This window comes from Paenibacillus sp. 203 (assembly GCF_037027525.1).
In the GTDB taxonomy this organism is placed as follows: domain Bacteria; phylum Bacillota; class Bacilli; order Paenibacillales; family Paenibacillaceae; genus Paenibacillus; species Paenibacillus polymyxa_B.
The window spans coordinates 157,133-181,902 of sequence record NZ_JAXCHD010000006.1 but is presented as its reverse complement, the minus strand read 5'-3'; the positions used below and the strand labels follow the sequence as shown (position 1 = coordinate 181,902).

20 protein-coding genes and 1 riboswitch are annotated in these 24,770 nt (G+C 47.1%); of the genes, 6 read left to right on the top strand and 14 right to left on the bottom strand.

All coding sequences use genetic code 11. The features are described 5' to 3' along the window. Positions 1-35: 35 nt before the first annotated feature. From WA407_RS15775 to WA407_RS15760, 4 genes are all read right to left on the bottom strand, one after another. Complete coding sequence (locus WA407_RS15775) at positions 36-845, bottom strand: aminoglycoside N(3)-acetyltransferase (protein ID WP_254329222.1); 810 nt, start codon at positions 843-845, stop codon at positions 36-38. 161 nt (positions 846-1,006) lie between these two features. Next, a complete protein-coding gene (sdhB, locus tag WA407_RS15770) occupies positions 1,007-1,774 on the bottom strand; it encodes a succinate dehydrogenase iron-sulfur subunit (protein WP_013311795.1) in 768 nt (255 codons plus the stop codon). A 19-nt stretch (positions 1,775-1,793) separates the two neighbouring features. Continuing rightward, complete coding sequence (gene sdhA / locus WA407_RS15765) at positions 1,794-3,539, bottom strand: succinate dehydrogenase flavoprotein subunit (protein ID WP_013311796.1); 1,746 nt, start codon at positions 3,537-3,539, stop codon at positions 1,794-1,796. Between the two features lie 93 nt (positions 3,540-3,632). After that, positions 3,633-4,307, bottom strand: coding sequence for a succinate dehydrogenase cytochrome b558 subunit (locus WA407_RS15760; protein ID WP_016820038.1), 675 nt, complete (start codon positions 4,305-4,307; stop codon positions 3,633-3,635). Positions 4,308-4,533: 226 nt separating this feature from the next. Here WA407_RS15760 and WA407_RS15755 point away from each other — a divergent pair, with 226 nt between their 5' ends. Then, a complete protein-coding gene (locus WA407_RS15755; RefSeq protein WP_028541456.1) occupies positions 4,534-5,439 on the top strand; it encodes a LysR family transcriptional regulator in 906 nt (301 codons plus the stop codon). Positions 5,440-5,444: 5 nt separating this feature from the next. On the opposite strand, the gene WA407_RS15750 is transcribed toward WA407_RS15755, so the two are convergent. Both WA407_RS15750 and WA407_RS15745 read right to left on the bottom strand, forming a co-directional pair. Then, the gene (locus tag WA407_RS15750) at positions 5,445-6,122 is read right to left on the bottom strand and encodes a potassium channel family protein (RefSeq protein ID WP_028541455.1); all 678 of its coding nucleotides are present in this window, start codon (positions 6,120-6,122) and stop codon (positions 5,445-5,447) included. Between the two features lie 18 nt (positions 6,123-6,140). Then, the gene (locus tag WA407_RS15745; RefSeq protein WP_061830111.1) at positions 6,141-7,481 is read right to left on the bottom strand and encodes a TrkH family potassium uptake protein; all 1,341 of its coding nucleotides are present in this window, start codon (positions 7,479-7,481) and stop codon (positions 6,141-6,143) included. 408 nt (positions 7,482-7,889) lie between these two features. Beyond that, positions 7,890-8,042: riboswitch (cyclic di-AMP (ydaO/yuaA leader) on the bottom strand. Positions 8,043-8,303: 261 nt separating this feature from the next. Here WA407_RS15745 and WA407_RS15740 point away from each other — a divergent pair. After that, positions 8,304-10,034, top strand: a complete 1,731-nt coding sequence (locus WA407_RS15740; RefSeq protein ID WP_061830112.1) for a CPBP family intramembrane glutamic endopeptidase — start codon at positions 8,304-8,306, stop codon at positions 10,032-10,034. Here the strand turns inward: WA407_RS15740 and uvrC are convergent. The 4 genes from uvrC to WA407_RS15720 form a co-directional block, all read right to left on the bottom strand. Further along, positions 10,003-12,087 (bottom strand): excinuclease ABC subunit UvrC, encoded by a 2,085-nt coding sequence (uvrC, locus tag WA407_RS15735; RefSeq protein ID WP_336077743.1) that lies wholly within the window; start codon positions 12,085-12,087, stop codon positions 10,003-10,005. The genes WA407_RS15740 and uvrC overlap by 32 nt on opposite strands. A gap of 160 nt (positions 12,088-12,247) precedes the next feature. Next, on the bottom strand, positions 12,248-12,565 hold the full coding sequence (trxA, locus tag WA407_RS15730) for a thioredoxin (RefSeq protein ID WP_010347861.1): 318 nt from the start codon (positions 12,563-12,565) through the stop codon (positions 12,248-12,250). 125 nt (positions 12,566-12,690) lie between these two features. After that, positions 12,691-13,638 carry a primosomal protein DnaI gene (gene dnaI, locus WA407_RS15725; protein ID WP_235308437.1) on the bottom strand — a complete coding sequence of 316 codons (948 nt, stop codon included), beginning with the start codon at positions 13,636-13,638 and terminating at the stop codon, positions 12,691-12,693. A 40-nt stretch (positions 13,639-13,678) separates the two neighbouring features. Continuing rightward, positions 13,679-15,196: a helicase DnaB gene (locus WA407_RS15720; RefSeq protein WP_336077741.1), complete on the bottom strand. Its 1,518-nt coding sequence runs from the start codon at positions 15,194-15,196 to the stop codon at positions 13,679-13,681. A gap of 344 nt (positions 15,197-15,540) precedes the next feature. Between WA407_RS15720 and hemQ the strand changes: the two genes are divergently transcribed. After that, positions 15,541-16,320 carry a hydrogen peroxide-dependent heme synthase gene (hemQ, locus tag WA407_RS15715; protein ID WP_023990152.1) on the top strand — a complete coding sequence of 260 codons (780 nt, stop codon included), beginning with the start codon at positions 15,541-15,543 and terminating at the stop codon, positions 16,318-16,320. 202 nt (positions 16,321-16,522) lie between these two features. Here the strand turns inward: hemQ and WA407_RS15710 are convergent, their stop codons facing one another. Continuing rightward, positions 16,523-17,713, bottom strand: a complete 1,191-nt coding sequence (locus WA407_RS15710) for an NAD(P)/FAD-dependent oxidoreductase (RefSeq protein WP_025724040.1) — start codon at positions 17,711-17,713, stop codon at positions 16,523-16,525. Between the two features lie 244 nt (positions 17,714-17,957). Between WA407_RS15710 and WA407_RS15705 the strand changes: the two genes are divergently transcribed. Beyond that, positions 17,958-18,962, top strand: a complete 1,005-nt coding sequence (locus tag WA407_RS15705) for an NAD(P)/FAD-dependent oxidoreductase (RefSeq protein ID WP_023990157.1) — start codon at positions 17,958-17,960, stop codon at positions 18,960-18,962. Positions 18,963-19,122: 160 nt separating this feature from the next. Here WA407_RS15705 and WA407_RS15700 read toward each other — a convergent pair whose 3' ends face one another. Both WA407_RS15700 and WA407_RS15695 read right to left on the bottom strand, forming a co-directional pair. After that, positions 19,123-19,266 (bottom strand): sporulation histidine kinase inhibitor Sda, encoded by a 144-nt coding sequence (locus WA407_RS15700; protein WP_007431918.1) that lies wholly within the window; start codon positions 19,264-19,266, stop codon positions 19,123-19,125. Positions 19,267-19,548: 282 nt separating this feature from the next. Then, positions 19,549-20,205 carry a YheC/YheD family protein gene (locus tag WA407_RS15695; protein WP_336077740.1) on the bottom strand — a complete coding sequence of 219 codons (657 nt, stop codon included), beginning with the start codon at positions 20,203-20,205 and terminating at the stop codon, positions 19,549-19,551. Positions 20,206-20,422: 217 nt separating this feature from the next. Here WA407_RS15695 and WA407_RS15690 point away from each other — a divergent pair, with 217 nt between their 5' ends. Next, positions 20,423-21,958, top strand: a complete 1,536-nt coding sequence (locus WA407_RS15690; RefSeq protein ID WP_069290324.1) for a Ppx/GppA phosphatase family protein — start codon at positions 20,423-20,425, stop codon at positions 21,956-21,958. Here WA407_RS15690 and ppk1 read toward each other — a convergent pair. Further along, positions 21,918-24,026: a polyphosphate kinase 1 gene (gene ppk1 / locus WA407_RS15685; protein ID WP_025724043.1), complete on the bottom strand. Its 2,109-nt coding sequence runs from the start codon at positions 24,024-24,026 to the stop codon at positions 21,918-21,920. The two genes, WA407_RS15690 and ppk1, sit on opposite strands and share 41 nt — an antisense overlap. A gap of 307 nt (positions 24,027-24,333) precedes the next feature. Here ppk1 and WA407_RS15680 point away from each other — a divergent pair, with 307 nt between their 5' ends. After that, a complete protein-coding gene (locus WA407_RS15680) occupies positions 24,334-24,579 on the top strand; it encodes a hypothetical protein (protein ID WP_007431922.1) in 246 nt (81 codons plus the stop codon). Positions 24,580-24,770 lie beyond the last annotated feature (191 nt).

The window sequence follows — 24,770 nt, the reverse complement described above, 5'->3', positions numbered from 1 at the left end:
TCTCACTTTTTAGAAATTCTTACTGTCCAGAAGCTTTAGCGATGGGTGGACAACCACTGCTCCGCATAGTCTACCAAATCACGTTGCCTCGCGAAAAAACATGAAGCCTCTCCAATGTTCACTCGCGTAAAAGCTGAGGGACAGTCCCGTTCAAAATCAAGTCCCAGCTTCTCAAAGTCATCTGAGGTAATATTAAAATCCTGAAAAGATACCCACGCTTTTGCTCCATCCACCATCATAGGAGCTTGATGCGTGATCACTTCTCGTCCATTATAGGCTGTTCGATATTCCGCCAAATGCAAGGACGTGTTGCTGTCATGTCCGCAGCCCAACAGCAGCACATAGGCATCTGCCTCATACAGCTTTGCCAAAGGCGAATGCTCACCCAGACCATAGTCGAGCTGATGATCTGTCAGTAATCCCAAAGCAGCAGGTCCACGTGCCGCCAGAGAAACATGCGGATGCCCGCTGCGCTTGGTTCCCGGCAGGCCACGGAACGTTTCTACAATGATGCCCATCCCCCCGGTCAGCGTCCAGGCCGGATCATAAGCGGGCATTTCCTCGCGTACCAATTCCCACCATGACTCGTCCAGAGGCGGGTTCATCCAGGTCGAAGGATCAGTCAAGTCATGAGACTGTGTCGGCATCACCAGCGTCCCTTCCGGGCCAACCGCTTCGGTTAGCGCGGCAAGAATGGCCGAGGCCCCGCCTGGAATAAAGCGTCCAAAGCTGCGCATCGACGAGTGAACAAGCAATGTCATGCCGCTCCGAACTCCCAGCTCCTTTAATCCCTTCATGACATCCGACCTAGTGACAGGTCGATTCGTTATCGGTTGCACAGTCACCTGTCCAGCCTCCTTTTCTCCAAAAACGATACACAATACCATAATTATACCATAACTGCTATCCGCGCTCCTTCCTCCATGTTACCCTCCATCTTTTCTGAGCGCAAAAAAACAGGCTTTCTCCAGTTTGAGAAAAAGCCTGTTTGGGCATAACCTATTTGCTATACAGTCAGCCAGCGCTTGAACATATGCTTGGTCGTTTCCTTATTCATTTCGGCAATGGAAGTTGTCAACGGAATGCCTTTCGGGCAAGAGCGTACGCAGTTTTGCGAGTTCCCGCACCCTTCCAGCCCATCGTCCGTCATCAACGCCTCCAGCCGCTCTTCCTGATTCATTTCCCCTGTCGGATGGCTGTTAAACAGGCGAACCTGAGATATCGCCGCAGGTCCGATGAACGTCGTCTTCTCGTTGACGTTCGGGCAAGCTTCCAGACAGACACCGCAGGTCATGCACTTGGACAGCTCATACGCCCACTGACGCTTTTTCTCTGCCATTCTAGGACCAGGGCCCAGATCGTAGGTACCGTCAATCGGAATCCACGCCTTGACCTTCTTGAGCGCATTAAACATCCGGCTGCGGTCGATGACCAAATCCCGAACTACCGGGAACGTGCTCATCGGCGCGATCGTAATCGGCTGCTCCAGCTTATCGACGAGCGCTGCACAAGCCTGACGCGGCTTGCCGTTAATCACCATGGAGCATGCTCCGCATACTTCCTCCAGGCAATTCGACTCCCAGCATACCGGGGCCGTCTCTTTACCGTGGCTGTCCACCGGGTTACGCTGAATTTCCATCAGCGCGCTAATCACATTCATCCCCGGACGATAAGCCAATTCGAATTCTTCCGTATAGGGACTGGCTTTAGGATCAGCTTGACGGGTCACAACGAACTTCACTGTTTTATTCGACTTCACTGCTTGCTCCGACATCTAAATACACTCCCTTCCGTTATTTGTTCTTGGAATAATCCCGTATACGCGGCTTGATCAGCGAAACATCCACCGCTTCATACGAGATTTGTGGTCCTTCCGGTGTCCAGTCCGCAATCGTTGTTTTCAGGAAATCCTCATCGTTGCGATCCGGGAAGTCTGGTTTGTAATGGGCCCCGCGGCTTTCGTTGCGCAGTAGCGCACCTTTGGTCATCGCTTCAGCCAGCTCCATCATATTCCACAGTTGCCGTGTAAACGCCGCACCCGCATTGTTCCAGCGCGAAGCGTCATTGATGTTAATGTTAGAGTAACGCTCCTTCAGCTCCTTGATCTTGTGGATCGTAGCTTCCAGCTTGTCATTATAACGAACCACAGTCATGTTGTTCGTCATCCACTCACCCAGCTCTTTATGAAGAACATAGGCATTTTCTTTTCCGTCCATATGCAAAATACGCTCATACTTCTCCGTCTGCTGATTGACTGCCGCATCAAATACAGAGGTAGCTATATCTTGTGCAGATTTTTTCAAGCCTTTAATGTATTCCACAGCCTTAGGTCCAGCCACCATCCCGCCGTAAATGGCTGACAGCAACGAGTTCGCACCCAAACGGTTCGCACCGTGATATTGGAATTCACACTCACCAGCCGCGAACAAGCCCGGTATATTCGTCATCTGATTGTAATCGACCCACATGCCGCCCATTGAATAATGAACAGCCGGGAATATTTTCATCGGGATTTTGCGCGGATCGTCACCGACAAATTTTTCATAAATTTCAATAATGCCGCCCAGCTTTACATCCAGTTCTTTCGGGTCCTTGTGGGACAGATCGAGGTAGACCATGTTCTCGCCATTAATACCCAGTCCATCATCAACGCATACACTGAATATTTCACGTGTCGCAATATCGCGAGGGACCAGATTTCCGTAAGCCGGATACTTTTCTTCGAGGAAATACCATGGCTTACCGTCCTTATACGTCCAAATACGACCGCCCTCTCCCCGTGCCGACTCGGACATGAGACGCAGCTTGTCATCACCTGGTATAGCCGTCGGATGAATCTGGATAAACTCACCGTTCGCATAGCGTACGCCTTGCTGATACACCGCACCAGCAGCTGTGCCCGTATTAATGACGGAATTCGTGGTTTTACCGAAAATAATCCCGGGGCCACCAGACGCCAAAATAACTGCATCCGCCGCAAAAGTCTTCACTTCCATCGTACGCAAATCCTGCCCGCAAATCCCTCGACAGATGCCTTCATCATCCAGTACAGCCTGTAAAAACTCCCAGTTCTCGTACTTGGTCACCAAACCCGCAGATTCCCAGCGCCGTACCTGCTCATCGAGAGCGTACAGAAGCTGCTGTCCTGTCGTCGCACCGGCAAAGGCGGTCCGATGATGCTGGGTACCGCCGAAGCGGCGGAAGTCCAGCAGTCCTTCCGGTGTCCGGTTAAACATGACGCCCATGCGGTCCATGAGATGAATGATCCCCGGGGCCGCTTCGCACATCGCTTTTACCGGAGGCTGGTTGGCCAGAAAGTCCCCACCATAAACTGAATCATCAAAGTGAATCCAGGGTGAGTCTCCCTCACCCTTGGTATTAACCGCACCGTTGATGCCGCCTTGAGCACAAACGGAGTGGGACCTTTTGACCGGAACCAAAGAAAATAAATGAACGTGAACTCCCGCCTCTGCCGCCTTGATCGTAGCCATTAGACCTGCCAGACCGCCGCCCACGACAATAATGTTGGATGCTGCCATTTCTGCTCACTCCTTTTTTTCAGGATTTTAACCAAATCCCCTTTTACGTTTGAAAATAGAATCTCGACACGATGTATAATTGATATGAGTCGTTTATAGTAGCTGTTTAAAAGCGCTGCATTGCACCAAGGCAGTTGCCGTTTCCTGAAATTCCGCGCTGCGGAATGCAAGCAGGGAAGCGACGAAGCCGATAGACACCACCACGAACAGGGTCATGCAGATATAAGAAGATACTTTTTGCGCACGTGGTCCCACAGTAATCCCCCAACTGACCATAAATGCCCACAGTCCGTTAGCAAAGTGAAAGGATGCCGAAACGACACTGATTAAATACAAAATGAAATAAACCGGGTTCGTCACGATGCCATGCATGACTCCGCCTAGCTCCTCATGGGTTACATTACCCAGAGCCACCTGAAAGCGCGTGTCGTATACGTGCCAGATAATAAATACAAACGTAATAACGCCAGAAATACGCTGGAACAGAAAGCGCCAGTTACGTGAATAGCCGAATCTTTTGACATTCGGGTCAGCCTGATACGCAATATACAAGCCATAAATTCCGTGGAACAGTAATGGCAAGTAGATGAATAACGTTTCTAGCACAATAACCAGTGGCAAACCATTCAGGAAGGCCACGCTGCGATTAAATCCTTCCTTGCCGCCCTCCACCGCTGTGAAGTTCGTCACCAAATGCTCAACAAAAAATAGAGCCAGCGGAATGACGCCAAGAAGCGAATGCAGCTTTCTGGAATAAAATCCTCTCATCTAGGTCATGCTCCCTTCTCCTAATAATAGCGTTTTCAATAGTAATATAACATATAAATTGACAGTTTCCGACAGGAAATGTCCAACAAGGTGTCCCTTATAAGGAAAAACAAAAGTGTGAACATCTTGTGTCGCTTTCATGTTACTCCTTTTCGGCTTATAATGGAATTGCAATATACGTATTAATTATTATGTCTTTTTTGCATATAGAGAGGAAGTGGATGATTTGTTTGAGGATTTGAACGCTTTTGCCGTCATTGTCGAGCAGTCCAGCCTGAATAAAGCCTCCAAACTGCTGAATCTGTCCCAACCTGCCCTGTCTCGCAAAATTGCGAAGCTGGAGGAAGAGCTGGGTGTGAATCTTTTTGATCGTCGGGGCAAACGGCTCGAAATTACGTCCACTGGCCGATTTGTTTATACATTCGCGCTAGAGCAACGGCAACGACAGCTTCGCTTCTTACAAAAGCTGTCCCAGCACAAAAATGAAGCCCAGAGTATGCTTACACTCGGGGCTAGTCTCACGACACTCCAAACGACGCTGCCTACCCTCGTCGAAGCTTTCATGAGCAAGCATCCTCAAACCGAGCTAAAGCTGCTCACCGGTAAAACTCATGAAATCGTCGCCTTTGTACGTGACAAAAAAGCAGACGCCGGTATTGTCGGGTCTGCCATTCATGAAGCCGGACTGCGTTGCATTCCGCTATTTGATGATCATTTGGAGCTCGTTGTTCCCATTGGACATGAATTAACCGTCAAGACAGGAACGGCCTCGATGAAAGATCTGCAAGGATTGCCGATGATTATTTTCTCCAAAGGAACCTGGTACCGCAGTCTGACGGATGACTTGTTCCAGCGCAGCGGCATCATGCCGGATATCCGTATGGAAATCGACTCCTTCGAGGCAATTGTACGCCTGCTTCCAACCTGTAAGGCTTCTGCCTTGCTGCCCAAATCCTATTTGCGTAGCGAACTATTACGGGATAATGGACTCACTGCATTATACTTGCCCGATTTGAAGGAGACACGCCGAACGACCTCCCTCATTTACTCGGAGACGACCGATCTCGGTCCGACAGCACGACGCTGGATTAGCGAGACACGTGCGTCGTTTGCAGGCTACCGTATGGTGTAGAGGGTTTAATCCTCTTCATTAACATTAACAACCTCATCCTCAAAGCGACCGATATTGTCATTCGAGCCGATGATGACCATGATATCGTCTGCTTTTAGCCGATCCATAGCCGTCGGTGCGATCAGGATACCGTTCGCTGTATGAAGCGCCACGACGCTACAACCAAAGCGGGTACGGGCATTTAGCTCTGCTAGCGTTTTGCCATTCAGACATGCAGGTACATTGAGTTCCACAATACTGTATTCCTTAGACAACTCCAAATAATCGAGCAAATTAGGCGTGACTAGCTGGTGAGCCACCCGGATACCCATATCCCGTTCTGGATAAATAATCCGGTCCACACCGAGCTTTTCTAACGCACGCCCGTGCAGCACAGATATGGCTTTGGCTACAACTTTTTTCACACCCAGCTCCTTCAGCAAAATGGCGGTGAGGATGCTTACCTGAATGTCATCACCAATAGCAACAATGCCACAATCGAAATTACGGATGCCCAGTGATCGCAACGAATCTTCATCGGTAGCGTCCGCCACGACAGTATGTGTCAACATCTCACTCATACTGTCCACAACATCCTCATTCCGGTCAATGCCTAGCACCTCGCACCCCATATCAACCAATTGCAAAGCCAGGCTTGAGCCGAACCGCCCCAAGCCAATAACTACAAACTGCTGCGTTTTCATATCTACTCGAAAACTCCCTTATCCTATAATCATTTTGCCTTCCGGATGACGATACAATTCTTTACCCTTTTTCGGCCCCAGTGCATAAGCTAGCGTGAGTGGCCCCAGTCTACCTGCAAACATCGTCAGGGTAATCACCAACTTTCCTATGACTGTCAAATCAGGTGTAAGCCCCATCGACAGCCCCACCGTACCAAACGCAGACACCGTCTCAAACAAGATCATCAGAAAATGATGATCTTCGGTTGCCGACAAAATCATGGTCACCCCGATCACGAACAGCAACCCCAGCAGTGTAATGGTCAAAGCCTTGTAAATTCGTCCCTGCGCAAGTCGGTACTTGAACAGTACAATATCTTCCCGCCCCCGCAGCATCGAAATCACCGCTCCAATGAGCAGGGCGAATGTTGTGGTCTTAATCCCGCCTCCAGTGGAACCAGGAGAAGCCCCAATAAACATGAGTATGATGATAAAAAACTGCGTAGCCTGCCGCAAGCCTGCGATGTCCAGCGTATTGGCACCTGCGGTACGGGGAGTAACGGACTGGAATAAAGATCCCAGTAGCTTACCACCCCAATCAAGCGAGCCAAGAGTCCTTGGATTCGTAAACTCAAATACAAAAATCACGAGCGTGCCGACTACAATCATTGCGCCCGTCATGCTGAGTACCACCTTGGTATGCAAGGACAGTCTCTTGCGCTTGCGATATTCTGCCAGGTCTGACATCACTACAAAACCAATGCCGCCAGAAATAATTAGAAACATTGCGGTAAAATTAACAATCGGATCATATACATAACCTGTCAAGCTGCGAAATTCACCGAATAAATCAAAACCAGCATTGTTAAACATGGAGATGGCATGCCAGATTCCAAAATAAATCGCCCTGCCTACGGGCATATCAAAGGACCAGCGAACCGAGAATATCGTAGCGCATACGCCTTCAATAACCAGTGAGTACAGCAATACCTTACGGATTAACCCGACAATTCCCTCTACAGAAGTCTGATTCATCGCTTCCTGCAAAATGAGGCGCTCCCGCAAGGAAATCCGACGTTTGAACACCAGCGCGATCAAGGTAGCCATAGTCATAAAGCCGAGACCGCCAATCTGAATGAGTGCAGCGATGACGACTTGACCAAAGGTTGTGAAAAAGGTCCCTGTATCCTTAACGACAAGCCCTGTTACACACGTCGCGGACGCGGCAGTAAACAAAGCGTCTATAAACGCAAGTGGCTTTCCTGTTGTATTGGAGATCGGCAGCATTAACAATAAGCTACCTATTAGAATGATAATGGCAAAGCCCGCAACGAATATCTGCGGTGGAGAAAGCCGAAGCCAGCTTGCATTGGGATTCATCTATTCATCACTTCTCTCCTAATCCTTAAAACTATAAATCAGTGATTTAATACGGTGTAAGCTCGCTACGCGTTCCATTTGATCTTTCGATCGTCGTTGCCCCTGAATTTTTTGATTTTTCCAAACCTTAGTTAACTATAATTAGCATTCCCTGAATACAGGAAGAATGCATGTCAAGCACTACTCGGCCCCCTGTGCTATTGGCGGGCAGTAGCGAAGGGGGCAGAATTGTTCTGAAGAAGCGAAGCGTTTGCCTTTATCTCCGGATTTTAACCATTAAAGGGGGTATACAATAAAAAAATCCGGGGATAACAGCAATCGGAAGAATAATCTGCACCCGCAGCGGTCTAACCAATCCAAACACTTTTATACGCACAAAAAAAGACACCGGAAAACCGAGTGCCTGACTTGGTTCCTGCTCATAGCCTACGAGGTTAGCTGACGGATTCGGGCAGCACAGTATGCCCTATTTACACTTCCGATCCAGCAGGATCGGTTGTAAAATTCACCCCAGTAACATGGTTCCCCCGTTTTCCCATAGAAATTCGGCTCAACTGTATATCATTACCTATGTATTTCATAGGCATTGCCTCAAGATTATAATCCTTCTATATCCAGATCACAAAACCGATTTCGCCGAAAAAACGTGAAATTGGCTTTATTTTGCGAATGGGCATCGTTTAATCGCAGCTTATCTAATTTTATTGGAACTTTAAAGTGCTTTCACTCTATTTTCATGAATATCGCTTGTCTGTTGGCGCGAACCTGTGCAGTATGATATCTTTAATGGATGTTCTTATTTACAGATTAAGGAGGAAACTCATGAATCCTATCGGGAAACCGGTCGTGCTCACGGCCAACTTCAAAAAATTAGGCTTGCTGGGCGGGATTGGCCTGATTTGCTTTTTTATCTTTCAATTGCTTATTCCCTCGCTTAGCAATCCGAGTCCAGAATCAGTAATGAACGCAAAGGTCATCAGCAAACAAGAAGCGGTCATACACGCATTGGACTTCGCCCGCTCCGAGCTGGGCTATACTGAATCACAGCCTGAGGAGCCTGTCGTGACCTATCAGGCCGAAACAGATTTGTACGGTTATTTATCTAGAGAAAAACTACTTCAACAGTACGACCGTACATGGAAAAAAAGTTACCCTTACGAAACCTTTCGGGTCGATCTGCCTGAATCCTCAGCGAAGAGTAAACTGCAAATTCATGTGGATTTATCCACTGGCAAGGTCGTTAGCTTTAAACGGATCACCTCCAGCACCAATTACACACAGGCTGATATTTCTACGGATGAACAAGCACGTAACAGGCTTGTACGTGTGGCTGAGGACGGCATGACGCTCGAAGCCAAGGAGCAGGCGGCCGCAGTATGGGTCAAGCGCTTTGGCTTTAAGCCGTCGGATTTGAAGCTTGCGACCACTGAACAAGAAGGCGGATTAAAGTATACCGTAGACGATAAAAAAATCGGCGCCTCGGTACTTACACTGGCTTTTACTTTTGAAGACGGTGATGTTCGCTCCTTCACCCAAAGCTTTTCGGCCCCGTCGTCCTATACCGATTATATCGAAAAGCAAACATTTTGGGCGAATTTGATGACCTATGCGGGTTATGCCCTATTTAGCTTTGTACTGGGTGTACTTGCCATTGTGTATGCGTCACTCACCCGACGACATACTTCATTTGTACGCGGCATTGTTCTATCCGTTGTATACTTTATTGCTAGTATAGCTGGGACCATGAACATGCTGCCTTTATTGCAAGCAGAAGCAGGCGGTAAGGGCATGCTTATATTTCTTATGGTTTTCCAGATTGGTGTTACCTTTTTCATGGCTGTAGCGCTCTACTTCTCCTTGGTCGGCGGTGACGGGCTTATGCGTCAGGTTGGACTGAATGCATGGCCGCGTGCAAAAGAGCCGGGCTACGGGTTGTATGTGCTTCGCAGTATGTATGTTGGCTACTTGTGGGCCTTTATTTTACTCGGGGTACAATCCATCTTATTCTTTATACTGGAGCGCACATTTAATACATTCTCCACCACAGATGCCACACAATCCCCTTACAATATGGCTTATCCATGGCTACTGCCGATTATGGCGTGGATGGCAGGTATTGGAGAAGAGACTGTCTACCGTCTGTTTGGTATTCCGATGGTCAAAAAAATAGTGAAAAACACTTTTGTTGCTTGTCTGATCACCACGCTGATTTGGGCACTGGGACATACGCTTTATCCGATCTATCCGGTGATTTCCAGACCTATTGAGCTGACTTTTCTTGGTTTGCTGTTCAGTTTTGTGTTCCTGCGTTACGGCTTTATTGCCGCCATGTTCAGCCACGTTATTTTTGACAGCATTCTAATGGGACTTAGTGTGATGAGTCTGGGAGACACTGTGAATGTGAGCGCTGGTCTATTCTGGATCTTACTTCCAGCCATCGTGGGTTACATCATTTATTGGTTTAGTCCTAAAAAGCCAAATCGAATTATGTTTGAACCTATAAAAAAAGAGGAGCCGTATTCTACGACTCCTCCTCCCGAAGGGCAGCTATAATCTGACGCGCAAGCTTATCCCCAATAGAGAGAGGCCGGAAGTCTTCGACACTGGCCTCTCTTATTTTTTTGAGCGATCCAAAATGCTTAAGCAGTAACTTACGCCGTTTCTCGCCGATGCCTGGAATAGAGTCCAGCCGGGAAGTTACCATAGATTTGCCGCGTTGCTCGCGGTGGAACGTAATGGCAAAACGGTGAACCTCGTCCTGAATCCGTTGCAGCAGATAAAATTCTTCGCTATTGCGTGCAAGTGTCACGGCCTCAGAGGACTCTCCCACTAATAGTTGGGAAGTTCTATGTTTGGCATCCTTCACCAGACCACACACAGGAATGAACAAACCCAGCTCATTTTGCAATACATCGGTCGCCGCCTTAATTTGTCCACGTCCACCATCGACAACGATCAAGTCGGGACGTTCCAAATTTTCCTTAAGCACACGTTCATATCTACGTCGGATAACCTCACGCATTGTTTCATAATCATCGGGTCCCTGCACAGAACGGATTTTATATTTTCGATACTCCTTCTTGGCAGGCTTGCCATCAATAAACACGATCATGGCTGAGACTGGATCGGAACCCTGGATGTTGGAGTTATCAAACGCCTCCACCCGGTGCAAGCTATCCAGTCCAATGGCACGTCCGAGATTGCTTGCAGCTTTGGATGTCCGTTCCTCATCCCGCTCGATCAGCTTAAACTTCTCATCCAAAGCAACACGTGCATTTTCCGTCGCCATGCCTGTCATTTGCTTTTTCAGTCCACGCTGCGGTACAAGTACCTTTACATCCAACCATTCAGCCAGAGCGAGAGCCGCCGTACTCGGGTCCTCCAGTCCACCGGATAGTTGGGTTTCTGTTTCCTTTACTCCGGTATCTTGGTCACTAACTTGGTCTTGATTTGTTGCTGCTGCATAAGTTGCCCGTTCTTCAGCCACCAGCAATGAGTCAGCAGAAGGCTCTGTCTCCGTTTGTATCGCTTTCTCATCTGTCTGTCCGGTAGCATCGGTTGTAGCTGCACTGTGGAGTACAGTTTCTGCCGCAACCGGTTGATCGACATTGACCTGTTCGGCCTGCATCAGCTTAGGAGAATCTGGAAGCAATATTTCTTGCGGCACTGCCGGGTTGTCACTATAATATTGCGTCACATAGGACATAAAATCACTGTAAGCCTCACCGTAGAAAGGAAAAGTCGACATATGGCGCTCGATCATTTTACCTTTGCGGACATATAGGATTTGTACACACATCCAGCCCTTATCTACTGAAAAACCAAATACATCTCGATCCTTCGCATCCGATGTGGTGATTTTCTGCTTTTCCATCATCGCGTCGATGCTGATAATCTGATCTCGCAGCTCCTTGGCCCGCTCAAAATACAATTCCTCTGCGGCCTCCTGCATTTTACGCTGAAGATCCTTTTTAATTTCCTCATGTCCCCCGCTCAAAAAGGAACCAATCTCCTGACCAATCTGGTCATACGTTTCCTTCTCGACCTCTTTCACACAAGGCCCCAAACATTGATGCATGTGATAATACAGACACACTTCCTTGGGCATTACACCACACTTGCGTAACGGATACATACGATCCAGCAGCTTCTTCGTCTGATGTGCCGCGTAGGAATTGGGGTACGGTCCAAAATATTTTGCTTTATCTTTCAGAACGCGACGGGTCACCTCCAGCTTGGGGTGTGCCTCGTTCGTAATTTTCAAATACGGAAAGGTTTTATCATCCTTCAATAGCACGTTATAACGCGGCTGGTACTTTTTAATGAGGTTGCACTCCAAGATGAGCGCCTCCATATTACTGCCTGTAACGATATATTCAAAATCACGGATATCGGAAACCAGTCGCTGCGTCTTGCCGTTATGGCTACCTGTAAAATAGGAACGGACCCGGTTTTTCAACACTTTGGCCTTGCCGACATAAATAATGGTGCCTTCGCTATTCTTCATCAGGTAACAGCCTGATGCATCCGGCAGTAACGCTAATTTGTGCCGTATGTTCTCCAGCGCCTTTTCCTGATTCTGCAAGTCCTCCGCATAAGGTTTCATTCGCCCGGTTCCTCCTTCCATTCTTAATGATTACTCAACTAACTACTTAGAATATATAGGAATAATACACAAAAACGCCCCCGGTATTTACAACCGGAGGCATTGACCTTTCATGGCCGCTCCACCAAGCCCCCGCGGGAGCATGGGTCACATGCGATGATTATTGGTGTTTAGTAAGCATGCTTTTCAGTGCTTCTTTGGAGTTCAGACCTACCACTTTATCGACAGGCTGTCCGTCTTTGAAGACGATCAGGGTAGGAATACTCATCACGCCGAAACGGGAAGCAGACTCTGGATTTTCATCCACGTTCACCTTTGCGATTTTGACGCTATCGCCAACTTCTGTGGACAGATCCTCCAGAATAGGAGCGATCATTTTGCAAGGACCGCACCATGGCGCCCAAAAATCAACCAAAACGGTTCCTGTGCCTTCGACTTCTGCGTTGAAGGATTGATCGGACACGTTAACAATTGCCATTGTATGTTCCTCCTTTATAGAAAAGTCAAGATTATTATAACCTGTAATGTCTGTTTCGACACCTTTTAATTATATCACAATAGTCTTTTAATTGTAAGATATCAAAATAGCAGACGGAAAAACGCTTACCCCCGCTGATTTTTTCCCTTTACGGTAATGACATCTACAAAAGGACGAATCCGGTCCATCAAGCGTTGTCCTTTGTACATTTCCTCTCCGTCCTTGCTCGTAAAGCTGAGATGCTTCTCCAGCCCTTGCAATGAGTAATTGGAAGTATAAAAGGTCGGTTTGCGATTCATTCGGTAATTCAGTATGGAGCCCATCACATGGTCCCGTACCCACGGGCTTAAATTTTCGGCACCAATATCGTCAAATACGAGCAGATCACAATTTTTGAGCATTTCGGTCGTTTCCTTCAGCTTCTGCCCGTCCTGAATCATGGACTTTAAGTCCTCCACAAAATCAGGCATATACACGATCACACCGTTCAGACCCGACAGGGCCAGCTCGTGCAATAGATAGCCCATCAAAAAAGTTTTACCCGTACCAAATGTACCTTCCAGATACAGTCCTTTTTTGGATAGACCCTGACTTTTCGTCTCTTCAATGTAACGGAATAGCTGTGTGACGGCAGGCATACGTTGTGAATCTTTGCGCGCAATTTCAAGAGCGTTATATCCCTCCAGAAGGGCGCGTTCATCCACATAGAAGCTTTTAATTCGCTGACGCACCCGTTGTTCATGTTGGGAAGCAACCAACTTCGCACATGGGGTCCGAATGTCCACGATTTCGGCTATTCCATTCGGATATTCCACGCCCAGCTTGCAAAAGTGGCCCTGAAAATCGTTAGGACATCGTTCCAGCCCCGGACAATTGTCGCAATTTCGACGATCCCGGGCATACTGAAAGAGCATGCTCATGTTGAGTCGCAATTGTGTTTCGTCCACATCAGGATGAGCAGCACAAAACTCCTGCACGAGCGGATCATTTAGAACTTGATCGGCTACATTGCGAGTGCGCTGGCGAAACGAAGGGTTCTGCATCTGCTGTAGCAAATCGCCCAGTGATTCCAAGAACGCTCCTCCTTTCTAAAATGTGCAGAGTTATGGACACCTACACCTTTTTCTGTTTACCGGATTGCATTCGTTCGGCCAGACGCAGCAGTTCATCCAATTCTTCCTCAGATACAGACTCCTCGGAAGGGTGATCCTGTACGATTGGAATGGATGGCTTGGCAGGCCCGTTATTTTTGGCATATGCGCGGGATCGGCCGCCGGAAGGAGAAGCAGAGGACTGTTTTCCTTTTACCTTGGCTTGATCCCTTATATATTGAACGGCTTTTTCGTAAGTATTTACCTGCTTAAGCAGCATGTTGGAAGCAACGGCCTCGACAAAGTTGCGGTTAATCCGCTGATCGCTCCCAGATACGAGCAGTGACATTAAATAATGGATCAGTACGTTGATGACTTCACCGGGCAGCTTATAGCTGATATCAATTTTCTCGAATATATCCAGCAGGTTACCGGGAACCGTGCCGGGGAAAAAGGTTTGCAGCAAACGACGATAAGGCTCGTTGCGCAACATCATATTATACTGGTGAATGTCACATTTGGCTGTGAATTGTGGTGGAACCTCCACATAAAATTCCATTTCCACAGCCTGTTCTGCAGGCGGCTCTTCAGATGCGGAAGTTTCCCTCTGACGCAAGGCGACCACTTTGGCGGCCTGTACCTGCTGTTCCTCCTGACGCTTCCGATCCTGTCTGGAGTGCTGACTAGCTCGAAGCTGAAGCTCGTCGAGCAACAAATCGCCTGCTTCGGTAAAAATACCATCCTCATCCAGCAAGCGACTAATATCCTGTACAGAGAGGTCAAATTTGCGAACAACGTAATTGACCATGCCTAACTGCTCGTGCTCAAACCGAAGACGCTCCACGTGCTTACGATTGGCAGATTCACGCGGAAAACGGAGAATAATATCTGCATAATTCAATGCTTCCTCCGATTCTGACGCTAGTGCTCCAGTCTGACGGCTAGTGGACACCTCGGACAGCGCCTGCTCCAGTTCATAATCTATAACATGGGTATTCAGTTCAAATAACTCGTAGAAAGGAATCGAAATATTCTCTTTATTATAGGAAGATTGCGACCATTCGCTAGATTCCCTGCTCCACAACGATTCTCTCAGAGAGAGCACTGCAAACTTACCGATTTTGTCTCTCAACAAAAGGGTGAGATGCTGTGTTCTGAAAAATTCAGCAGGTGCAAGCGGTGGCTGCATCTCATATTCGTACATATAGTCGTCCGTTTCGGGTGCATACAGCCTGGACGTCTGTAACAGACCGACGGCCTCCAGCTTGGAGGTCTGTTCAATCAAATACTTGCGTCCCTTCTCACTCGGCTCCAGTCCCAGTGTCAGAAAAAGGCGACGCTGCTGTTCCAGCGGCGAATAACCGATTTGTCCAACTGGCACATGCTGGAACAACAGTCGATACAGACTGACCGCAAATGCGCCTACCATCGGCTGATAGACGCTTCCCAGCATCAATTCATCCAGTGCGCTCAAGCCAAATTCCCGATAAACGCAATAGCGGTGGTTCTCAGTATAGTGCAGCAGGTTTTTCATCCGCATTCCAACATTCTTCCTTTCCTGACATAACGGTCTCCAAGATGTTTTTCTATTCTATCATACTTGCCTTCTCGTGGGACCAACAAAATAAGGGCAATTGTTCTCCTTTTTGGCAGCCATATTCGTCTGAGTTCTACTTTTTTCGAGAATACTAACTATTTTATGACTTTGTGACCTGCATCATGGTAAAAATAAAATTCTTCACACTTCTTTCATTGGTGAAAAGCTTTACTTTGAGCTACAATATAATGGTAAGCATCACGTATTTGGATACAGGAAGATATAAGGAAGTACACATATTTCGGCTAAGCCGATTATCATTTACAGATCGTAAAGGAGTGTAGATCGTGAGTCAACATCAACCACAACAAACCCCAGCAACACCCAACGAAGTAGCCTCCACACTGGAAGGCTGGTATGCGCTTCACGATTTCCGGTCCATCAACTGGACAGCATGGAAGACCGCAGACGATGAAGAGCGCGCCGGAGCACTGGACGAGCTTCAAGAGTTTATGAAGGAATGGAACGTTACAGAGGAAGCGGGTCTGGGCAGCTCAGCTGTCTATACTGTAGTCGGACAAAAGGCTGATTTTGTCATGATGCACCTGCGCGAAACGCTGGAAGACCTCAATAAACTGGAAAATGACTTTAACAAAACAACCTTCGCCAAATATACAACCAAAACCTATTCTTATGTGAGTGTGGTGGAACTAAGTAATTATTTGAGCAAAGATGAAGATCCAATGCAAAATCCACAAATCGTCGCACGATTGAAGCCCGTATTAAACAAGGCGCGTTATATTTGCTTCTATCCAATGAACAAAAAACGTGACTTGGACGACAACTGGTATATGCTTTCGATGGACGAGCGTCGCACCTTGATGCGCAGCCACGGTTTAATTGGACGCAGCTATGCTGGCAAAGTAAAGCAAATCATTTCCGGTTCCGTCGGCTTTGACGATTGGGAATGGGGCGTAACACTGTTCTCCGATGACGCACTTCAGTTCAAGAAGCTAATCTACGAAATGCGTTTTGATGAAGTCAGTGCCCGTTACGGTGAATTCGGCTCCTTCTATGTCGGCAGCGTGTTGAATGAAGAGACATTTGAAGACATGTTGAAGCTGTAAGATGCAGACATCAACTCTTTACTGAATAAAACCGAGGATTTCGTGAACTCCCACTTTCGGGACGACGGAATCCTTTTTTATAAGATCTAAAACTATAATGATAACAAGAACAATGAAAAAAAGGCCTCCGAGCTCCTGTATAAGAGCTGTGGAAACCTTTTTCTGCTCGTATTGTTTTTGCATGTTGACTACTCGTCTGAGGTTAGAAAAACCGTCCCTTTTTCAGTACCAGTGGAATTCCGCCAATGATGAACAGATAGCGGAGATCCACAATTTTTTTCAATTGTGCGGCCACCCAGCCTTTTATTTTACGTTTGCCCACCACGGCGACGGCTTCGCCTTTTCCAAGCGAAGCAACCGTCCCTTTGTTGGAAAATACGAACTTGTGCAGCTCCTTTTTGCGAAGAGTAGCGGCCAGATTCTTAGCACAAAGGACCCCTTGCTGCATCGCAATTTGGGCAGTCGGTGGATAAGGACGTCCTTCGGGATTAAACATCAGGGAGCTGTCCCCGATAATAAAAATATCATCGTGGCCGGGTGCACGCAGAAAATCGTCGATTTTCACCCTTCCGCGCATCACTTCGAATCCGGCTTTCTCAATTAATCCGTTCCCACGAATCCCTCCCGTCCACACCACCGTGCAGGCTTCGATTTTCTCACCCTCACCAACAATTACACCATCCTGCAAGCATTCCTTAATCGGAATTCCAATGCGGAAGGTGACCCCTTTACGCTTAAGGACATCCATCGCATACTCCACCAGTTCAGGATCGAACCCTGGCAGTGCCGTAGGAGCTGCCTCGACGTTAATGATTTGAATCCGGTTAAAATCGATGTCATACGCTCTAGCGAGCTGTGGCAAACGATCCGCCAACTCCGCTACAAACTCAATCCCGCTGAAACCAGCGCCCCCAACGACAAAATTGAGGCGACCTGGCTTACCGTCATTTTTATACAGGGCCAGTTGGTATTCAATATGCTCACGAATCAGGCGAACCGAGTTAATACTGCGAATCGTCAGCGCGAACTTATCCATCCCCGGAATACCGAATGTTTCTGGCTCCCCGCCTAGTCCGATGACCAAATAATCGTAGGACAGCGAGCCATCCTCCAGCACGATTTTTTTCTCCTTTGGTATGATTTCCTTAACCGTTCCTTTGACTAAATCCACCTTGAACTCATCGATTAGCTGAGCAATCGGAATCCTTGAATGTTCAATCGTATCTGTACCTGCCGCAGGCATATGAAGATGTGTCGTAATATAGTGGTAATCATGACGGTTGATTAGCGTGACATCCGCCTCATTGTGCTTGAGCTCCTTTTGCAATTGCTGAGCCGTCAATATACCGCCATATCCGGCGCCCACAATGACAATTTTGGGAATACTGCTCATGCTTCTACCCCTTCCGATATACATAATCATAATCATTAATTGTTCACAGCTGTTCTCTCAAAACGGTTAATTGATACTCACAGAAAAGTCTTCATCAAATATTAATCGCTTTAACTTTGCAAGCGGAACCCAGCAGTTTATAATGATAAACAGTGAATCATGCGTTCGGCGGCTATCTGAACCTCTATGCGGCTGATTCAATATCTACAAATCCCATACTATCCCTTTCGGAGGTGTTTTTAGAGTGACAGCTCAATCCACAGGTGCGGAGATCCGCGATCTGATTATTATCGGAGGCGGTCCAGCCGGTATTTTCGCCGCTTTTTACGGAGGAATGCGTCAGGCATCCGTCACCTTAATTGAAAGTATGCCCCAACTGGGCGGCCAGCTTGCAGCCCTTTATCCTGAAAAATATATTTATGACGTTGCTGGCTTTCCTAAAGTGACTGCACAAGAACTGGTTAACAATTTGGTTCAACAAATGAACCACTTTAATCCAGAGGTGCAGCTAGAAGAGAAAGTCGTATCGTTAGAGAAAAAGGAAGAACGCCACTTCATTGTAAAAACAGACAAAGGTGGCGAGTATCATGGTAAAGCGGTTATTATTACCGCTGGTGTTGGTGCTTTCGAGCCGCGCAGACTGGAGCTTCCAGGTGCCGAGCGTTTTGAAAAAACGAACCTGCATTACTTTGTCAGCGACCTGAGCAAATTTGCAGGCCGAAAAGTGCTTATCAGTGGTGGTGGTGACTCTGCTGTAGACTGGGCACTTATGCTGGAACCGATTGCAGAACAGGTTACATTGATTCACCGCCGTGACAAATTCCGTGCGCATGAACACAGTGTCGAAAACCTCCTCGCTTCCAAAGTAAACGTTATTACACCAACGGAAATTACAGAATTGCATGGAGAAGACACGATTACTAAAGTCACTCTTGCTCATGTAAAAACCAAAGAAACACAGGAAATTGAAGTGGACGATGTGATCGTTAACTTTGGATTTGTATCCACACTTGGCCCGATTGCTGAATGGGGAATTGAAATCGAAAGTAACTCTATCGTGGTCGACTCTCGCCAGGAAACAAATATTCCCGGCATTTTCGCCGCAGGGGACATTACGACCTATCCAGGCAAGCTCAAGCTGATTGCGGTCGGCTTTGGTGAAGCTCCTACGGCAGTCAACAACGCCAAGGTCTATGTAGATCCAGATGCCAAGTTGTCTCCCGGGCACAGCAGTAACATGAAATTGTAGTCTAGTTTAGACTATGACAAAAAAGGGTATTTTACTCCAAATTTGATTCTTTGGAGTGAAATACCCTTTTTTACGGTGTGCCTATTCGTTGCAGTGATTGTCCGTAAAGTCATCCGAACCCTGAATGACTTTACAGTCGCAGTACGAGAGCTTGTCCGGTCTAATGAAGGACTACGGCTGTATTCATCTCTAGATTTCTTTTGTGAATCTCAGCCAGCAACAGTGCAATGAAGTCACATTCAAGTTTAAGCTCGATTGCCATCTGATAGGAATCCAAAAGCATTTCATCCGTCAGCATAGCCATCCTCGACACAACCTTTCCTTTTATTTCAAAATCTATTCTATCAAAATACCAAAATCGGAACAAGCGTTATGTTATCCACAGTCAATTGTGGAAATCCTGTGTATAAATTGTTGGTAAGTGTCGTTAACCCATATATGTGACAGGGGATAATGTGGACAATATTTATACACAGAATTTTGACGCTCGAACACAAAAAAAATATTTTTATTATTTATACAAATATATTATATTTAGCGTCTTGTTAATAGATTATATTGGAATTTTTTTAAAGAAATCAGAAATTTATTGCGGTCTTGTATTAACCTCTAAAATCCATACCCGTCCACTCTGATTAAGCCCGTAATCAAATCCCAGTTGTCCGATCCCAGGAAATCTTCTTTCCAGTACAGGAATACAGCGTCGTGTAAGTTCAATGATCTCTCGCCGCTTTTGAGTAGCAAGCCGCCGGGGATATATCATCCGAAGCGCCTCTGTTCCCTTCAGCAAAGTTCCCCCTTTGCACAGATTCGTAATGACCAGCCCAGGCCGAGCATGACGTGCAACCACCGCACGGAAAACCCATCTCTGCCCTTCCTTCACAACTTTGACTCGATAGTCGACAGGTCTACCTTGAATACTTGCCAGTTGGATGCCTTGTTGAATGAGATATGGACGTTGGATTCTGAGCTTATTAATTCCGATTACAAGCGCTTTAAAATGACTGAACCGGTGCGTGTGCTCCATACGCGTACAGGTGTATCCCCTACGCTCCTTTGCCACACGCATGACTCCGACTCCTCCGCCTCCTTTCACAGGTTTTATAAATACAAAAGCATGCCGCCGCAGCATCATGCGCAATTGTTCTTCACTATATAGACAGGTTTCCGGTATATAAACGGCGGTATGTGGATGGTGGAGCAGCGCCTTCGTCTTTAGCCATTTGCTTGCAAGTTGTCTCATCTAACCCTCTCCTTTCGCCGTCAGGTATACTTATACATACTCAACAGGAATGTTCTATTCTTGGATGATTGTCCGCGGCATGTGCCTATTTCGACAAGATCATGGCGAACGGTAGCATGCACCGAACATCACTGGTACAATGACAATAATCTACTACCATTTGCACGGAGCAACGGAAATTACCGGCAAATCGTTTTTTCAACAAGGAGGTCAACTCATGAATAGCAAAATTGGCATCATGGACATTGGCTCAAACTCCATACGTCTGGTGATCTATGAAATGACAGAGACAGGAGCCTATCGAATTGTGCAGGAATGCAAAGAAGCTGCCCGACTGAGCGAAAAGGTTGGGGCCAACGGCCGTATGGAACGGGAGGCGATTCGAAGCATCGCTCCATTGTTACGCCAATTTATGGCGGTATGCCATATGCACGGGGTGGTCCGTATGCGTGCAGCAGCAACGGCAGCCATCCGCAATGCCACGAATTCGGACGAAATCGTCCAATGGATCGCGGAGGAGACAAATTTAACACTGGAAATACTGAGCGGGGAGCAAGAAGGCTATGCCGGTTTTCTGGGCGTAGTGAACACTATGAATGTAAGTGACGGAATCATTATTGACATCGGGGGTGGCAGTACCGAAATTACGCTGTTCCGCGATCGAAAGCGACTGCATACGGTGTCATTTCCCTTTGGCGCCGTCAATATGAATTGGCGCTTTGGACGTGAGGTTAAGAATGGCGAATGGTCTCCTCAGCAGATTGAGGAAATGGAGAGCTTTGTCCGTTCTTCACTGCAAAATCATGATTGGATCTTCTCCAATCCGGGTCTGCCATTCATCGGGCTGGGCGGAACCCTGCGTACTTTGGCTAAAATCAATCAGAAGCGGCAGGATTACTCACTTCCTGTGACACACCATTACGAAATGACGATAGAAGATGTCGATTACTTCTATGGCAGTCTGCCCCATCTTCCCTATGAAAAACGCAAAAAAACAGCCGGCCTGTCCAAGGACAGAGCCGACATCATTGTACCGGGTCTTATTATATTGAAAACGATATTTGAAGCTGCTCAAGGCTCCGCGTATTTGGTCAGTGGAGCGGGTCTGCGAGACGGCCTATTTCATGAGCTGGTCAACGCTGAACAGCCCGTGGTAGCTAATCCGCTTATCACATCCATTCGCAATATCCTTTCGTTTGCTGTCCCGGTTAGCGAAGCGCATGTCAAGCGGGTTAACGAGTACGCCGTCCGTCTTTATGACACATTGGCTAACGGAACCTCAGCTGCTATGGACAAGCGCTTGTTACTGACCGCAGCAACTCTTTACAAAACGGGGGCTGCCTTGAATTACTATCATTTCCGCCAGAATTCCGTATTCTGGATTTTACATGCAGGCATTGGCGGTCTGTCCCATAGGGAAACGGTACTAGCCGCGTTGATCGCGGATTACCATCCCAAGAACCGGACTCCCCGTTTGCTACGCACACATGCCGATATTTTGGAGCCTTCCGACGAGGAACGTGTACATCGGCTCGGCTCGCTGCTCCAGCTCGCGATTGGCATGGATCGGAGTGAGTCGGGAATGATTACCAGCATCAATCCCACTACTGGGGATGACGCACTGCATCTTCGTCTGGAAAGCAAGAGTGAACCCATATTAGAACAACGGGAGCTAGAATCGGTTGCCAAGGATTTTCAAAAGGCGTGGAACCTTACATTGTCGTGGTCCATTCTACCTTCTTCCAATTTCTAACCTTCATCGCTTCAGATTGGCTCCTAATGGGAGCCTCTTTGTCGTTTCTGGACACAAATTGATAGCTGCCGTTAGGTAAAAGCTGGCGTGCCTTCACATTATCCCTTAACGATAAATGCAGAATATCTGCCAGCATTTCTTTGATCCCGTCATCATAAATCGGGCACATCAGTTCAATTCGGCGGGTCAAATTGCGCGTCATCCAATCCGCACTGGACAAAAATAACTCGGAGTTCCCTCCATTTTCAAAATAAAACAATCTGGAATGCTCCAGGAAGCGGTCTACAATACTGATGACACGTATGTTCTCGCTGAATCCTTCCACACCGGGACGCAAACAGCAGACCCCTCTAATGATAAGATCAATCTTCACACCTGCCTGGGAAGCCGCATATAGTTCATCGATCATCTCTTGATTGGATAAGGAGTTGATCTTGGCAATAATCCGGGCGGGCTTACCTGCCAATGCTTGCTCTGCTTCCCTACGGATGAGCTCAAACAGCTTGTTCTTCATTCCCGTTGGAGCCACCGTAAAAGCTTGCAAAGTCTTGAGCGCAGAGAATCCCGTAATTTCATTAAACAGTTCGGAGGCATCCTCTCCCAGTACCGGATCCGACGTAAACAATCCGATATCCGTATACACGCGCGCCGTGCTTTCATTATAATTGCCTGTACCTACATGCACATATCGTTTGAGTGCGTTACGCTCATGGCGTATGACAAGAATGATTTTGGCGTGCGTCTTCAAGCCAACCAATCCATACACTACGTGACAGCCTGCTTTTTCAAGCGTACGCGCCCAGGCAATATTACGCTCCTCGTCAAAACGGGCTTTCAGCTCTACCACCACCGTTACCTGCTTGCCCGATTCGGCCGCACGTGCCAATGCCGGAATCAGCTTCGATTCCCCGTTGACACGGTACAGGGTCATTTTGATTGCCATCACATCCGGGTCCTCTGATGCCTCAATGATAAAATCAGTTACCGCATCGAATGATTCATATGGATGGTACACGAGCACGTCTCGTTTACGAAGTACGTTGAAAATATCCTCTTGTGGGGGCAGTTCTTCTGGATACAGTGGTTTGATTGCCGGAAATTTCAAATGCGAATACCCCTCCAAATGATCGGCAAAAGACGACAAAAATGTCAGATCGAGCGGCCCGTCCATCTCAAACACATGATCGAACAGCTTGAATTCGCGTTGAAGCTCCATCAGGGCATAGGGATGAATCCCTTTTTCTACTTCCAGTCTAACCGGCGCCCCCCGGCGTCTTCGACGCAGCTCTTTTTCAATCTCTTCGAGCAAATCTTCGATCTCTTCTTCATTAATGGATAAATCGGAGTTACGCGTAACACGAAAGGCATGAACCGCCTCTGGAACATATCCGGTGAACAGCGTTTGGATGTGATGCTTGATTAGTTCCTCAATTAAAATAAATGATTTCTTCTTGCTGTTCGACCGCAAAGGCACGGTAACAACACGTGGAATATTCGAAGGCACCTGCACAATGGCAAAAAGCGGTTTATCCTCCTCCGTATCCCCTGGACGTCTCAAGACGACCGCTAAATATACGTATTTATTGTGAACGAGTGGAAAAGGACGGCTCTGATCGACCGCCATCGGCGTGAGTACCGGAAATATAATTTCATGAAAATATGCATCCAGCGACTTGCGCTGTGTTGTATTTAAGTCTTCATATTCGAGCAGTAAAAGACCTTTTTTCGTCAAGAGGCGAGAAATATCACGATAGGTCCGGTATTGTTCTGATACCATCGAGACGGTACGCTTGATCAGTCGTTTGTACAAACCGGAGGGGGTATATCCCGTAAAATCCTTTTGCATAAAACCCGCCTTGATCTTCTCGCGCGTCTCTGCAACACGAACAGCCATAAACTCATCCAAATTGCTAGATACAATCGCCAAAAATTTGGCTCTCTCCAGCAACGGTGTATCTGCATCCTGAGCTTCCTGAAGCACACGGCGATTAAATTCAATCCAGCTTAAATCTCGGTTAAAGTAACGTTCTGACCCGGCTTTATCCTTATTCTGACTCTCTATCAACATATGGCCTCCATCAATTCATGCAGTATAGTATCCCTTTATTGTACTATTAGATGAAACGCACTAGCATCACAGCAGTGTAAACGCAATGTAAAATGTGTGTAAACACAATCTGGATGTTTGAAAAGGTCAATCGGACGCTTTACAAAAATAGCATTAAGCGGTACAGTGTTTACGTCTGTTTCATAGAGTAGATTAACAAACCGTTCCTTTTTCAGTTGTTTATGTTCATTATGATGTGTAGTAATCATTTAGTAGCCACGTTCAATTGCTGATTTTCAAATGGCATGATATAGGGAGGATTTACGTTATGGAACCCAAGAAAACGCCACGCGTACTGCAAAAAAACATCGAATTTTTCACCGCGGCGCTATCTCAACACCTCGTTTCGGTCTGGCAAGAGGACCCTACAGGTGTATACTGTGAGATTGGCTGTGGATATATCGAGTTATTCAGTAGCGAGATGATTCGGGTGCGCAATCAAGATGGAACCCCAAGCCATTATGACCGCAATATCACCATGTTTCAGTTAATCACGAAGGATCAGCCGATATAATTATTATATGCTATGCCTGCGCTGTTCTTCCAGATTAGAATTGTTTAATGTTTACAACTATCGATTTTTCATATCTGCTAATCTTGCAGTTTTTCCAAAAAGCGCCTCAGAGCGCTTTTTTTGTCGACTTTTTTTGAACATCGTTTCGAAAAGCAGTATGATAAGGGAGCATATTACCTAAATTTAAAGGG

What these genes read in the sequence shown, in the direction of transcription:
- WA407_RS15680 (WP_007431922.1), top strand. Translation starts at nt 24,334, where the DNA reads ATGGAACCCAAGAAAACGCCACGCGTACTGCAAAAAAACATCGAATTT.
- trxA (WP_010347861.1), bottom strand. Translation starts at nt 12,565, where the DNA reads ATGGCAATTGTTAACGTGTCCGATCAATCCTTCAACGCAGAAGTCGAA.
- WA407_RS15695 (WP_336077740.1), bottom strand. Translation starts at nt 20,205, where the DNA reads ATGAGACAACTTGCAAGCAAATGGCTAAAGACGAAGGCGCTGCTCCAC.
- WA407_RS15710 (WP_025724040.1), bottom strand. Translation starts at nt 17,713, where the DNA reads ATGAGCAGTATTCCCAAAATTGTCATTGTGGGCGCCGGATATGGCGGT.
- WA407_RS15700 (WP_007431918.1), bottom strand. Translation starts at nt 19,266, where the DNA reads ATGGCTATGCTGACGGATGAAATGCTTTTGGATTCCTATCAGATGGCA.
- WA407_RS15740 (WP_061830112.1), top strand. Translation starts at nt 8,304, where the DNA reads ATGAATCCTATCGGGAAACCGGTCGTGCTCACGGCCAACTTCAAAAAA.
- WA407_RS15745 (WP_061830111.1), bottom strand. Translation starts at nt 7,481, where the DNA reads ATGAATCCCAATGCAAGCTGGCTTCGGCTTTCTCCACCGCAGATATTC.
- uvrC (WP_336077743.1), bottom strand. Translation starts at nt 12,087, where the DNA reads ATGAAACCTTATGCGGAGGACTTGCAGAATCAGGAAAAGGCGCTGGAG.
- WA407_RS15690 (WP_069290324.1), top strand. Translation starts at nt 20,423, where the DNA reads ATGAATAGCAAAATTGGCATCATGGACATTGGCTCAAACTCCATACGT.
- WA407_RS15750 (WP_028541455.1), bottom strand. Translation starts at nt 6,122, where the DNA reads ATGAAAACGCAGCAGTTTGTAGTTATTGGCTTGGGGCGGTTCGGCTCA.
- sdhB (WP_013311795.1), bottom strand. Translation starts at nt 1,774, where the DNA reads ATGTCGGAGCAAGCAGTGAAGTCGAATAAAACAGTGAAGTTCGTTGTG.
- WA407_RS15760 (WP_016820038.1), bottom strand. Translation starts at nt 4,307, where the DNA reads ATGAGAGGATTTTATTCCAGAAAGCTGCATTCGCTTCTTGGCGTCATT.
- WA407_RS15720 (WP_336077741.1), bottom strand. Translation starts at nt 15,196, where the DNA reads ATGCGGATGAAAAACCTGCTGCACTATACTGAGAACCACCGCTATTGC.
- ppk1 (WP_025724043.1), bottom strand. Translation starts at nt 24,026, where the DNA reads ATGTTGATAGAGAGTCAGAATAAGGATAAAGCCGGGTCAGAACGTTAC.
- sdhA (WP_013311796.1), bottom strand. Translation starts at nt 3,539, where the DNA reads ATGGCAGCATCCAACATTATTGTCGTGGGCGGCGGTCTGGCAGGTCTA.